This is a genomic window from Longispora fulva (assembly GCF_015751905.1).
Taxonomy (GTDB): Bacteria; Actinomycetota; Actinomycetes; order Mycobacteriales; family Micromonosporaceae; genus Longispora; species Longispora fulva.
This window is the reverse complement of sequence record NZ_JADOUF010000001.1, coordinates 6,305,048-6,317,490: the sequence shown is the minus strand read 5'-3', so window position 1 is coordinate 6,317,490 and position 12,443 is coordinate 6,305,048. Positions and strand designations below refer to the sequence as shown.

The window sequence follows — 12,443 nt, the reverse complement described above, 5'->3', positions numbered from 1 at the left end:
CGTAGCTACCGGCCTCGGCTGCGCCGGCTTCCTCCCTGCGTGATCACGCGCTCCCGGACCACCTCGACCACGGTCGTCTCCGGGTCGATCAGTCCGGCCCCACAGCTCAACACCCGCGCCTGTCCGCCACCGAGCCTGAGGATCACGTTGCGGTGCTCCGCGATCTCCTCAGCAGCGGTCGAACCCTTCATCGCCAGCATCCGACCACCGACCGCGGCGAGCGGCAGACACCAACCGGCGAGCCGGTCGAGCGGTGCGACCGCCCTGGCGGTGACGATGTCGGCGGGTGCCAGGCGACCCACCAGCTCCTCGGCGCGGCCCCGGACCACCGTGACCCCGGTGAGGTCCAGCTGGTCGACGACCTCGTCCAGGAACGCGGTACGACGCGCGAGCGGCTCCACCAGGGTCACCTGCAGATCCGGTCGGGCCACAGCTAGGACGATACCGGGCAATCCAGCCCCAGAACCGACATCCACGACAGACGCGCCTAACGGGATCAGCTCGGCGACGACGGCGCAGTTGAGCAGGTGCCGGTCCCAGATCCTGGGGGCCTCGCGGGGACCGATCAGTCCCCGGACGACGCCCTCGGTCGCGAGCAGCTCGGCGTACGCGATCGCGGCGTCCAACTGGTCGCCGAAGACCGCGAGCGCGGCGGCCGGCGGCGGACCGGGCGCGGGCTCTGCGGCGTCCGGCTCCGGCCGGGGCGAGCTCGTCGCGGACCCCGCCGGGTCGGTCGCGGACCCCGCCGGGTCGGAAGTCCCGGAGCCAACTCCGGGAGAGGTCGCCGACGTGGCCTCGTCGGAGGCACCGGAGCCAGCCTCACTGGAGGCGGACCGGGAACCGGACCCCGAAGCCTGCGAAGCCGGACCGCCATGACCCGCCGAGGAGCCGGGCTCCGTCGGGCCCCCGGGACCCGACGGAGCCTCGGCACCTGACGCATCCGACAGCCCCCCGGAGTCCGGCAGGCCCGCAGCGTCCGGCGACGAAGCGGTCACTCCGGCAGGACGACGACGCGGCGGGCCGGCTCGGCGCCCTCGGACTCGCTGCGGACCCCGTCCATGGCCGTGATCACGTCGTGCACGCACTTGCGCTCGAACGCGCTCATCGGCTCCAGCTTCACGGCCTCGCCGTCGGCGAGGACCCGCTCGGCCGCGGTCTTGGCCAGCGCGCCCAGCTCCTTGCGCCGGCCGTCGCGGAAGCCGCCGACGTCGACGAGGAGTCGGCTGGGGTGGCCGGTCTGCGCGTACACCGCGAGGCGGGCCAGCTCCTGGAGCGCCTCCAGGGTCGCGCCGCGCGGGCCGACCAGTCCGTCGAGGTCGTCGCCGACGATCTCGACCAGCGGGCGGCCGTTCTGGACCACCTCGTCGATGTCGCCGTCGTAGTCGAGGATGTCGAGCAGACCCTCCAGGTAGTCGGCGGCGATCTCGCTCTCCCGGAACAGGGTCTCCGCGTCAGCCTGAGCCCGAACCGGCTTCTCGGCCACCACGACGTCGTCGGTCTCGGCCTGCGGGGTGCTCGTGTCGGTCACTGTTTGTTCTCTCCTAGATCCGGCGTCGAGGCGCCAATGGTCTTCGGGGCGCTTAGCGCCGGGCGCCACGCTTCTTCTGGTTGGCGGGCTTCACACCGGGCTTCGGGGCCTCAACGGTGAGCTTGGCCGCGGCGTCCACGTCCTTGGACTTCTCGCCGATCTTGGCGGCGGCCGGCGGCGGCGGGTACTTCTTCAGCACCCAGAACTGCTGGCCCAGCGAGAACAGGTTCGTGGTGACCCAGTAGATGATCACGCCGATCGGGAACAGGTACCCGGAGATCAACAGCGTGAACGGGATGCCGTAGAGCATCAGGCGCTGGATCATCTTCTGCTGCGGGTCCTCGGACCAGCCGGTCTTGAGGATCATCTGGCGGCTCGTCATGAACGTGGTCGCCATCATCATCAGGATCAGGACCCCGGCGACGATCTTCACGTTCAGCGGCGTCGAACCCAGGGCCTCGACGCCGGCCGTCGCGCCGAACTTGCCGGCGATCGGGGCGCCGAAGAGCTTGGCGTGCGAGGCGAGGTCGAACTGCTCGGCAGTCCAGCCGTACAGCGTCGGGTTGTGCTTGCCGTCCGGCACCAGGCGGCGCAGGACGTGCAGCAGGCCCAGGAAGACCGGCATCTGGAGCACCAGGGGGAGGCAGCCCATCAGCGGGTTGGCCTTCTCCGTGCGGTACAGCTCCATCATCTCGCGCTGCAGGGTCTCCTTGTCACCCTTGTGCTTGGCCTGCAGCTCCTTGACCTTGGGCTGGATGGCCTGCATGGCGCGCTGGGAGCGGATCTGCTTCACGAAGAGCGGGAACAGCAGGATCCGGACAGTGATCACCAGGAAGACGATCGCGAGCACCCACGACCAGTTCGTGCCGAGGACGACCGTCTTGGGAACGATCAGGTCCCAGAGTTCGTGCCAGCGCAGAAGTAGCCACGAGATGGCAATGTAGATCCAGTCGAGACTCACGTCGCGGCTCCAGTCACGTCGCCTGGGTGGCGGTTCGCCGGGGGTACCGGGTCATAACCGCCGGGGTGGAATGGTTGGCAGCGCAGCAGCCGCCGGAGCGTCAGCCAGGCTCCTCGAAGAGCACCGTGCGTAGCCAACGCCTCTAGAGCGTAGGCGCTACAGGACGGGTGGAACCGACAGCGCGCCGGCAGCGCCGGACTCACCCATCGACGGTACGCGACGATAGGAAACGAGAGCACACGGGCCACGGGTGTCAACGCTCACCGCCGCGGTGGCGTCGGGTCCGTGCCGCGGCGAGAGCTTCGTCGAGGTCCAGACCCAGTTGGGTGTACGAGCGGGCAGCGGCGGCCGGCAGCGCCCGCACCACGACCGCGTCGTCCGGGCCGAGGAGCCCGAGCCGGTCGCGCATCAGGTGCCGAAGGCGTCGTTTGACCCGGTTTCGTACCACTGCGTTGCCCACCGCCTTGGATACGACAAAGCCCGCCCGGGGACTATTCCCCTCCGGGCGGGTTGTCGACTGCTCGGTGGCGGTGCTGGCCAGGTGCACCACGAGGGCGCCGCGACTCGCGCGTCGGCCTCCGCGGACGGTCACGCTGAAGTCGATGCGGCGGCGCAGCCTCGAAGCGGCAGGCAGCACGTTCAACGGCTCCGTATGACCGGGCCTGTGCGGCTTAGGCCGACAGAGTCTTGCGACCCTTGGTACGGCGCGCCGAGAGGATGGCACGGCCGGCCCGGGTGCTCATGCGCAGCCGGAAGCCGTGGGTCTTCGCGCGCCGGCGGTTGTTCGGCTGGAAGGTGCGCTTGCTCACGTCACGGTCTCCGTACTCTCAGGTGGTACTCGTAAGTCTTCGTGGTGGTCCACGTACGCGGACACGCCGCAGAGAACACACTAGCAAAGAGCAGCGAAGCCGACCCTTCAGGGTAGACCTGGGGTCGCGTGCCGTCGGCCACACGAGCGCCGGACACGCCGCGACGGGCGTGACTATCATGCCTGAGTCCTGCGCGGTTGAGGACCTGTGGAAAACTCGCCACAGCACGCAATCAACCAGGGGGGTGCGCGGCGGTGACCGAGAATCCGGTCGACCTCGCGAAGGTTTGGACGTCGGCGACCGAAGAGCTCTCCGACGGACTGATCTCGCCCCAGCAGCGTGCCTATCTCCGGATGACCCGGCTGCGGGCGCTCGTGGAGGACACGGCGCTGATCTCGGTGCCGGACACGTTCACCCGGGACGCCATCGAGACGAAGCTGCGCCCGGCGATCACCGACGCGCTGTCCCGCCGCCTCGGCCGGCCGATCCAGGTCGCGGTCACCGTGCGCGCCCCGGACGCCACGCCCGCCGAGGCCCAGCCGCCGGCCCCGCCCGTCCAGGCCCCGCAGCAGGTGGAGCGGCCGGTCGAGCGTCCGGTGGAACGGCCGATGGAACGGCCCATGCCCGAGGCGCCGCCCGGCGTGCTGCCGTTCGAGGCCCAGCCGGAGCAGCCCCCGGCCCGGCCGCGCCGGTCCCGCCGCACGGAGCACCCGCCGGCCGAGCACCCCGCGCCCAACCAGACGTTCACGCTGCCGGGGCTGTCCAACCCGACCGAGTACGACCAGGTGATCGCCAACCACGCGACCGCCGACGCGCTGGAGGCCGAACGCAAGGGCGGCACCGCGGCGCTCGCCGAGGTGGCCCCGCCGCCGGCCCCGACCCACATGCACGGCAGCCCCGGCAGCGCCCAGGCCGCCGTGGCCCGCGCGACCGACCCGGCGCGCGGCGAGCAACCGCACCCGGCCGACTACGTGCGGCGCGGCTCGGCCGGCAGGGACGCCAAGGCCGACAGCGGGCTGGCCAGGCTGAACCCGAAGTACATGTTCGAGACGTTCGTGATCGGCTCGTCCAACCGGTTCGCGCACGCCGCGTCGGTGGCCGTGTCGGAGTCGCCGGCGAAGGCGTACAACCCGCTGTTCATCTACGGGCACTCCGGGCTGGGCAAGACGCACCTCCTGCACGCCATCGGGCACTACGCGACGACGCTCGGCAACGCCCGCAGCGTCCGGTACGTGTCGACGGAGGAGTTCACCAACGACTTCATCAACTCGCTGCGGGACGACAAGACGAGCGCGTTCCAGCGCCGGTACCGCGACGTGGACATCCTCCTGATCGACGACATCCAGTTCCTGGAGAACCGGGAGCGGACCCAGGAGGAGTTCTTCCACACGTTCAACACGCTGCACAACGCGAACAAGCAGATCGTGATCAGCTCCGACCGGTCCCCGCGCCAGCTGGCGACCCTGGAGGACCGGCTGCGGACCCGCTTCGAGTGGGGCCTGCTGGCCGACATCCAGCCGCCGGACCTGGAGACCCGAATCGCGATCCTGCAGAAGAAGGCCGCCCAGGAGCGGCTGTTCGCGCCGCCGGAGGTGCTGGAGTTCATCGCCTCGCAGATCTCCTCGTCGATCCGGGAGCTGGAGGGCGCGCTGATCCGGGTGACGGCCTTCGCGAGCCTGAACCGGACGTCGGTGGAGCTTTCGCTGGCCCAGGAGGTGCTCCGCGACCTGATCCCCGAGGGGGAGGGTCCGGAGCTGACGGCCGACCAGATCATGCAGGAGACCGCCGAGTACTTCGGGGTCACGATGGAGGACCTTCGCGGCCACTCGCGCTCCCGGCTGCTGGTCGGCGCCCGCCAGGTCGCCATGTACCTGTGCCGCGAGCTGACCGACCTCTCCCTGCCCCGGATCGGGGCGGCGTTCGGCGGTCGCGACCACACCACGGTCATGCACGCGGACCGCAAGATCCGCCAGCAGATGGCCGAGCGGCGTTCGCTGTACAACCAGATCGCCGAGTTGACCAACCGGATCAAGCTCCAGGCTCCCTGATGCCCACGGCACTCCGCAGGGCACCGAACTCTGCAAATCCATCCACGATCACCGATCTAGGCCGGACCTTGCCTCCACAGCCTGTGGATAACTCTGTGGATATGCCTGTGGACGACCTGTGGATAACGTCCTGTTCCTGTGGACAACCGCCCAAGATCTGTGGATATCCCTGTGGACGGGGTTATCCACAGTTTGTGCAAAACCCTGTGGATATCCTGTGGATAACTAGGCTCTGCCTGTGGACAGGATGTGGACAACTTTGGGCCTGTGGAAAACTAGGGCAGTTACCCACAGCTGCGTCCACAGGTTGTCCACAGGGTATCGATGGGTCTCACCTGCGGAAACGACGGTTATCCACAGTATCCACAGGACCGATTACTACGACTGTTAGTTCTTAGAAAGAAAGAAAAGATCAATAGCAGGCTGGGGAAACCTGTGGAGAAGCGTTCTCCTCGACACCGCAGCCAAGTAATCTACAAAGCTCGATGAAGGGGGCAGCATGAAGTTCCGGGTAGAGCGAGACGCGCTCGCAGACGCGGTCGCGTGGACGGCCAAGAGCCTGCCGAACCGACCGCCGGTGCCGGTGCTCGCCGGAGTGCTGCTGCGCGTGCTCGAGGGGCACCTGACGGTCTCCGGCTTCGACTACGAGGTCTCCAGTCAGGTGCGGGTCCTCGTCAACGCGGAGTCCGACGGCGTGACACTCGTGTCCGGCCGTCTGCTCGCCGAGATCACCAAGTCCCTGCCGAACAAGCCGGTCGACGTCGCGGCCGTCGGTTCGCACCTGGAGCTCACGTGCGGCAGTGCGCGCTTCACCCTGCCGACAATGCCGGTCGAGGACTACCCCACGCTTCCTGAGATGCCCCCTACGGCCGGTCAGATCGACGCTGCGGCCTTCGCGGCCGCCGTCGCACAGGTGGCCATAGCCGCGGGCCGTGACGACACCCTGCCGATGATGACGGGCGTCCGGCTCGAGTTCGAGGGCGAGACGCTCACGATGCTCACCACTGACCGGTTCCGGCTGGCGCTGCGCGAACTCACGTGGAACCCGGGCGAGCCCGGTGCGAGCTTCCAGGCGCTGGTCCCGGCCCGCACCCTCGCGGACACGGCCAAGACCCTCGGCCCGCTCGGCGGCAACGTCACGATCGCCCTGGCGGCCGACGGCGTCGGCGAGGGCATGATCGGGTTCGCCGGGGAGGGCCGCCGGGCCACCAGCCGGCTGCTCGACGGGGACTACCCGAAGCTGCGGTCGCTGTTCCCGGACTCGTACAACGCGCAGGCGCGGGTCAAGGCGTCCTCGCTCGTCGAGGTCGTCAAGCGCGTCGCCCTGGTCGCCGAGCGGTCCACCCCGGTGCGGCTGAGCTTCAGCGAGGACGGGCTGGTCGTCGAGGCCGGCGGCACGGAGGACGCGCGGGCCAGTGAGGCGCTGGACTGCGAGTACACGGGCGAGCCGATGACGATCGCGTTCAACCACCAGTTCCTGCTCGACGGCCTGTCGGTGCTCGACGCGCCGATGGCGGTGCTGTCGTTCACCAACGCGATGAAGCCGGCCGTGCTGTCAGCCGGCACCGAGGACAGCAACGGCGACGCTGACGCGAAGGCGGCGTACCGGTACCTGCTGATGCCCATCAGGTTGAACAGCTAGGGTCATCGGGGTAGGCCACGCGGAAGGGGCGGACATGCAGCTCGGGCTCGTCGGACTCGGAAAAATGGGCGGCAACATGCGCGAGCGGTTGCGCCGCGCAGGTCACGAGGTGGTCGGTTACGACCGCAACCCCGAGGTCTCCGACGTCGCCAGCCTGCGCGAGATGGTCGAGAAGCTGGCCGCCCCCCGCGCCGTGTGGATCATGGTTCCCGCTGGTGACCCGACCCGGGGCACCGTCGAGGAGCTGGGCGAGCTGCTGGCCGAGGGCGACATCGTCATCGACGGCGGCAACTCCCGGTTCACCGACGACGAGGCGAACGCCGCGCACCTGGCCCCCAAGGGCGTCGGGTACGTGGACGCGGGCGTCTCCGGCGGCGTCTGGGGCCTGCAGAACGGCTACGCGCTGATGGTCGGCGGGGCCGAGGCGGACGTGGCCCGCCTGATGCCGATCTTCGAGGCGCTCAAGCCCGAGGGCGAGTACGGGTTCGTGCACGCCGGCAAGGTCGGCGCGGGGCACTACGCGAAGATGGTGCACAACGGCATCGAGTACGGGCTGATGCACGCCTACGCCGAGGGCTACGAGTTGCTGGAGGCCTCCGAGCACGTCACGAACGTGCCGGAGGTCTTCAAGTCCTGGAAAGAGGGCACCGTCGTCCGGTCCTGGCTGCTGGACCTGCTGGTCAACGCCCTCGACGAGGATCCGCAGCTCGCCGGGATCAAGGGCTACGCCGCCGACTCCGGCGAGGGCCGGTGGACGGTCGAGGAGGCCATCCGGCTCGGCGTGCCGCTGCACGTGATCACCGCCTCGCTGTTCGCCCGGTTCGCCTCCCGCCAGGACGACTCGCCGGCCATGAAGGCCGTCGCCGCGCTGCGCAACCAGTTCGGCGGCCACGCCGTCAAGACGAACTAGCCGTGTACGCCCGCCACCTCGAGCTCGTCGACTTCCGCAGCTACGAGAAGCTGTCGATCGAGCTGGAGGCCGGGCCGAGCGTCTTCGTGGGGCCCAACGGCCAGGGCAAGACCAACCTGATCGAGGCGCTCGGCTACGTCGCGACCCTCGGCAGCCACCGGGTGGCCACCGACGCCCCTCTGGTCCGCGCCGGGGCCGACCGCGCCATCGTGCGGACCGCGATCGTGCACGACGGCCGGGAACTGCTGGTCGAGCTGGAGATCGTGCCGGGCAAGGCCAACCGGGCCCGGCTCAACCGCGCGCCGGCCAGCAGACCGCGCGACATCCTCGGCGCGCTGCGGATGGTGCTCTTCGCCCCGGAGGACCTTTCCCTGGTACGAGGGGACCCGGCCGAGCGGCGGGGCTTCCTCGACGAGCTCCTGGTGGCCCGCCAGCCCCGGTACGCGGGGGTGCGCGCCGACTACGACCGGGTCGTCAAGCAGCGCAACGCCCTGCTCAGGACGGCGTACCTGTCGCGGAAGACCGGGGCCGGGTCCCGGGACCTGTCCACTCTGGACGTGTGGGACAACCACCTCGCGCTGCATGGGGCCGAGCTGCTGGCGGGCCGGTTGGAGCTGGTCACGGCTCTGCGGCAACCGGTGGAGGACGCGTACGACGCGGTGAGCCAGGGCAAGGGCTCGGCGCTCATCGAGTACCAGTCGAGTCTTGGTGATGATCTTCCGGGTTCCGACCGGGCGCTCCTCGCGGCCCGGTTGCTGGAGGCGCTGGCCCAGGCGCGGAGTAGTGAGATCGAGCGCGGGGTGACCCTGGTCGGCCCGCACCGCGACGAGCTGCGCCTGCAACTGGGCGACCTGCCAGTGAAGGGCTACGCGAGCCACGGCGAGTGCTGGTCCTTCGCCCTCGGCATGCGGCTGGCGAGTTTCGAACTGCTCCGCTCGGAGGGCATCGAGCCGGTGCTGGTCCTCGACGACGTGTTCGCCGAGCTGGACACCTCCCGGCGCGACCGGCTCGCCGAGCTGGTCGCCGGCGCCGGCCAGACCCTGGTGACCTGCGCGGTCGCCGGCGACGTGCCCCCGGCGTTGCAAGGCGCGCGCTACGACGTGGCGGGCGGCGAGGTGCACCGTGTCCTCTGACGCTTCCGCCGATCAGGGCCGGGGCGACCAGGCCCGGCCGGTGCGCCGGCATCCCGTGACCCCGGGCCAGCCGGCCGCGGTGCCGCCGTCGACCGAGCCGCTGCGCGGGCCCGACCTGGCCCGGGCGGCGCTGGAGGCCGCGCAGAAGCGCACGGCGGCCCGGCAGGCGAGCCGCAAGCCTCCGGGCGTCCTGGAGCGGCGCAAGCGCGGGTACAGCGGACCGGGTCCCGACCCGCGTGACCCGCAGCTGATCGGTTCGCTCCTCGGTAAGTTGATCAAGGATCGGGGCTGGCAGAAGCCCAACGCCGAGGCCAAGGTCTTCGGTTCGTGGGAGAAGGTCGTCGGTCCGGACATCGCCGCGCACTGCCGGCCGGTGAAGCTGGACGACGGCGAGCTGACCCTGGAGGCGGAGTCCACCGCCTGGGCCACCCAGCTGCGGCTGATGACGGCCCGACTGCTGGCCAAGATCGCCAAGGAGATCGGCCACAACGTGGTCAAGAAGCTCAACATCCACGGCCCGAGCACCGGGCGGGGCTATCAGGGGCCGCGCTGGGTGCGCGACCGGCCCGGGCCCCGTGACCAGTACGAATAGTACGGGCTTGACACCGGTCACATCCTGGATGCCATGAGCGCCCTCGTCCTTCTCATGCTGGTCACCTGCCTGCTCGCCGTCGTCGCGTTGGTCGCGGGGGCCATCGCCGCCGTCGTCATGACCACCAGGAAGTCGACCGCCGGCCGCACGGGTGGCGGTTACGGGCAGGGTCACGCGCCCTACCAGCACGGCGACCAGTACCCGACGCCGTTCCACGACCCCAACGCGTACTACCCGCAGCAGACCCCGTGGCCGCAGGACTCCGGGTCCGCGCAGGCCCCGACCGACTCCTGGCAGGCCCCGGCCGACTACGGCACCTGGCAGGACCGGCCGTCCTCGGACATCGGCTCGTGGCAGGACGCCGGGCCGTCGTCGTCCCCGGACTCGTCGTCCTCTTCGTCCTCGGACTCCGGTTCGTGGTCGGACTCGGGCTCGTCCTCCTCGTCGTCGGACTCCGGTTCGTCCTCGTCGTCCGACTCGGGTAGCTCGTCGTCCAGCTCGTCGAGTGACTGACGGCCCGCTCTCGGTTACGCGTGCTAAATCAGATTTAGGGTTCTTTAATAACTAAAAACCTCCGGCGGGAGTGCCGTAGGTGTCAATATCCGCCCGTGGGCAGGCTCCGGACCGAGCACCACGGTCCGCGTGGGGGGATGCCAACCTGGGTCAGTTCCGGGCCCTACGGCGACTTGAGGGCGTCTGGTGCATGTTCTGTCAGTGGGGCGCAGTAGGATTACCGCGAAGCAGCCGATCAGATCCGCGCGTACGGGCGTCGGGGGTGCCCAGCGCCCTGACTTGACGCCGTGCCCGTGCCGACCTGCCGTCCTCTACGGGGGCGGAGAAAGCGACCAAGGGTGGCAGCGCCGAAGCAACAACAGGACGACTACAGCGCCGGTTCACTGACCGTTCTGGAGGGCCTGGAGGCCGTCCGCAAGCGGCCCGGTATGTACATCGGTTCCACCGGTGAGCGGGGTCTGCACCACCTCGTGTGGGAGGTCGTGGACAACGCGGTCGACGAGGCCCTCGCCGGCATCTGCGACACGATCGTGGTGTCCCTGCTGCCGGGCGGCGGGGTCCGGGTCATCGACAACGGCCGCGGTATCCCGGTCGACCTGCACCCGAAGCTGAAGAAGTCGGGCGTCGAGGTCGCGCTGACCATCCTGCACGCCGGCGGCAAGTTCGACGGCGACGCGTACAAGGTCTCCGGCGGTCTGCACGGCGTCGGCATCTCGGTGGTCAACGCCCTGTCGACCGAGGTCGACGTCCAGGTGCGGAAGAACGGCCACCACTGGCGGCAGACCTTCCGGAACACCAAGTCCGTCGCCGACATCGCCAAGGGCGAGCCGACCAACGAGCACGGCACCACGATCACGTTCTACCCGGACCCGACGATCTTCGAGGTCACGGACTACAACTTCGAGACGATCTACCGCCGGCTGCAGGAGACCGCGTTCCTGTGTCGCGGGCTGACGATCGTGCTCCGCGACGAGCGGCCCGAGGACGAGGAAGAGGTCCGCGAGGTCATCTTCCTCTACAAGGGCGGCATCGCCGACTTCGTCCGGCACCTCAACGCGAGCAAGAGCGCGATCCACAAGTCGGTGGTCGAGTTCAGTGCCGAGGGCGAGGGCATGTCGCTCGAGGTCGCGATGCAGTGGAACGAGTCGTACGGCGAGAGTGTCTACACGTTCGCCAACCTGATCAACACGCACGAGGGCGGCACGCACGAGGAGGGGTTCCGCTCGGCGCTGACCAGCATCGTCAACAAGTACGGCGCGGAGAAGAAGTTCCTCAAGAGCGACGAGAAGCTCTCCGGCGAGGACATCCGCGAGGGCCTCGCCGCGATCATCTCGGTGAAGCTGGCGAACCCGCAGTTCGAGGGCCAGACGAAGGCGAAGCTCGGCAACACCGAGATGAAGAGCTTCGTGCAGAAGGCCTGCAACGAGTGGATGGTCGACTGGTTCGAGCGGAACCCGACCGAGGCCAAGACCATCATCGTGAAGGCCTCGCAGGCGGCCCGGGCCCGGATCGCGGCCCAGCAGGCCCGCAAGCTCGCCCGGCGCAAGAGCCTGCTGGAGTCCGGCTCGATGCCCGGCAAGCTCGCCGACTGCCAGTCGACCGACCCCCGGCTTTCGGAGATCTTCATCGTCGAGGGTGACTCGGCCGGTGGCTCCGCCAAGCAGGGCCGTGACCCGAAGATCCAGGCCATCCTCCCGATCCGGGGCAAGATCCTCAACGTCGAGAAGGCGCGGATCGACCGGGCGCTGAAGAACAACGAGGTCCAGGCGCTGGTCACCGCGCTCGGCACCGGGATCCACGACGAGTTCGACGCCGAGAAGCTGCGGTACCACAAGATCGTGCTCATGGCCGACGCCGACGTCGACGGCCAGCACATCAACACGCTGCTGCTGACCCTGCTGTTCCGCTTCATGCGTCCGCTGGTCGAGCTGGGGCACGTCTACCTGGCCCAGCCGCCGCTGTACAAGATCAAGTGGAACAAGAAGGGCGACGACATCCAGTACGCCTTCTCCGACCGTGAGCGCGATTCCCTGATCCGGAAGCGGCAGGAGAGCAAGCCCAACGCCAAGCCGGACGAGATCCAGCGCAACAAGGGTCTGGGCGAGATGAACCACCACGAGCTGTGGGAAACGACGATGAACCCGGCCACGCGCACGTTCCTGAAGGTCACTCTGGACGATGCCGCAACCGCAGACGAGTTGTTCAGCGTCTTGATGGGTGAGGACGTGGAGTCGCGCCGGAACTTCATCCAGCGCAACGCCAAGGATGTCCGGTTCCTCGACATCTGATCGCTCTGTCGACTAAGCA

Annotated in this window: 13 protein-coding genes; 7 read left to right on the top strand and 6 right to left on the bottom strand. The window is 69.1% G+C overall.

The features are described from left to right. Window positions 1–5 precede the first annotated feature (5 nt). The 6 genes from rsmG to rpmH all read right to left on the bottom strand — a co-directional run bounded on the left by rsmG (window position 6) and on the right by rpmH (window position 3,298). Window positions 6–626, bottom strand: a complete 621-nt coding sequence (gene rsmG / locus IW245_RS28690; RefSeq protein ID WP_231398967.1) for a 16S rRNA (guanine(527)-N(7))-methyltransferase RsmG — start codon at window positions 624–626, stop codon at window positions 6–8. A gap of 365 nt (window positions 627–991) precedes the next feature. After that, the gene (locus tag IW245_RS28685; protein ID WP_372445314.1) at window positions 992–1,486 is read right to left on the bottom strand and encodes a Jag family protein; all 495 of its coding nucleotides are present in this window, start codon (window positions 1,484–1,486) and stop codon (window positions 992–994) included. A gap of 94 nt (window positions 1,487–1,580) precedes the next feature. Beyond that, a complete protein-coding gene (yidC, locus tag IW245_RS28680) occupies window positions 1,581–2,489 on the bottom strand; it encodes a membrane protein insertase YidC (RefSeq protein WP_197006258.1) in 909 nt (302 codons plus the stop codon). Then, on the bottom strand, window positions 2,486–2,746 hold the full coding sequence (gene yidD, locus IW245_RS28675; protein WP_197006257.1) for a membrane protein insertion efficiency factor YidD: 261 nt from the start codon (window positions 2,744–2,746) through the stop codon (window positions 2,486–2,488). The genes yidC and yidD overlap by 4 nt, the downstream gene beginning before the upstream one ends. Beyond that, window positions 2,743–3,126 (bottom strand): ribonuclease P protein component, encoded by a 384-nt coding sequence (gene rnpA, locus IW245_RS28670; protein ID WP_197008727.1) that lies wholly within the window; start codon window positions 3,124–3,126, stop codon window positions 2,743–2,745. The genes yidD and rnpA overlap by 4 nt, the downstream gene beginning before the upstream one ends. 34 nt (window positions 3,127–3,160) lie before the next feature. Beyond that, the gene (gene rpmH / locus IW245_RS28665; protein WP_197006256.1) at window positions 3,161–3,298 is read right to left on the bottom strand and encodes a 50S ribosomal protein L34; all 138 of its coding nucleotides are present in this window, start codon (window positions 3,296–3,298) and stop codon (window positions 3,161–3,163) included. 254 nt (window positions 3,299–3,552) lie between these two features. Between rpmH and dnaA the strand changes: the two genes are divergently transcribed. From dnaA to gyrB, 7 genes are all read left to right on the top strand, one after another. Beyond that, window positions 3,553–5,346, top strand: coding sequence for a chromosomal replication initiator protein DnaA (gene dnaA, locus IW245_RS28660; RefSeq protein WP_233472883.1), 1,794 nt, complete (start codon window positions 3,553–3,555; stop codon window positions 5,344–5,346). A gap of 499 nt (window positions 5,347–5,845) precedes the next feature. Further along, window positions 5,846–6,988 (top strand): DNA polymerase III subunit beta, encoded by a 1,143-nt coding sequence (gene dnaN / locus IW245_RS28655; RefSeq protein WP_197006255.1) that lies wholly within the window; start codon window positions 5,846–5,848, stop codon window positions 6,986–6,988. Window positions 6,989–7,022: 34 nt separating this feature from the next. Further along, window positions 7,023–7,898 (top strand): phosphogluconate dehydrogenase (NAD(+)-dependent, decarboxylating), encoded by an 876-nt coding sequence (gene gnd / locus IW245_RS28650; RefSeq protein ID WP_197006254.1) that lies wholly within the window; start codon window positions 7,023–7,025, stop codon window positions 7,896–7,898. 2 nt (window positions 7,899–7,900) lie between these two features. Further along, complete coding sequence (recF, locus tag IW245_RS28645) at window positions 7,901–9,031, top strand: DNA replication/repair protein RecF (protein ID WP_197006253.1); 1,131 nt, start codon at window positions 7,901–7,903, stop codon at window positions 9,029–9,031. Beyond that, on the top strand, window positions 9,021–9,623 hold the full coding sequence (locus tag IW245_RS28640; RefSeq protein ID WP_372445260.1) for a DciA family protein: 603 nt from the start codon (window positions 9,021–9,023) through the stop codon (window positions 9,621–9,623). The genes recF and IW245_RS28640 overlap by 11 nt, the downstream gene beginning before the upstream one ends. Window positions 9,624–9,656: 33 nt before the next feature. Next, window positions 9,657–10,136, top strand: a complete 480-nt coding sequence (locus IW245_RS28635) for a hypothetical protein (RefSeq protein ID WP_197006252.1) — start codon at window positions 9,657–9,659, stop codon at window positions 10,134–10,136. A gap of 338 nt (window positions 10,137–10,474) precedes the next feature. Continuing rightward, window positions 10,475–12,424: a DNA topoisomerase (ATP-hydrolyzing) subunit B gene (gene gyrB, locus IW245_RS28630; RefSeq protein ID WP_197006251.1), complete on the top strand. Its 1,950-nt coding sequence runs from the start codon at window positions 10,475–10,477 to the stop codon at window positions 12,422–12,424. Window positions 12,425–12,443 lie beyond the last annotated feature (19 nt).

Excerpts from the sequence above, each read along its gene's own strand:
- dnaN (WP_197006255.1), top strand. The coding sequence starts at position 5,846 with ATGAAGTTCCGGGTAGAGCGAGACGCGCTCGCAGACGCGGTCGCGTGG.
- gnd (WP_197006254.1), top strand. The coding sequence starts at position 7,023 with ATGCAGCTCGGGCTCGTCGGACTCGGAAAAATGGGCGGCAACATGCGC.
- IW245_RS28635 (WP_197006252.1), top strand. The coding sequence starts at position 9,657 with ATGAGCGCCCTCGTCCTTCTCATGCTGGTCACCTGCCTGCTCGCCGTC.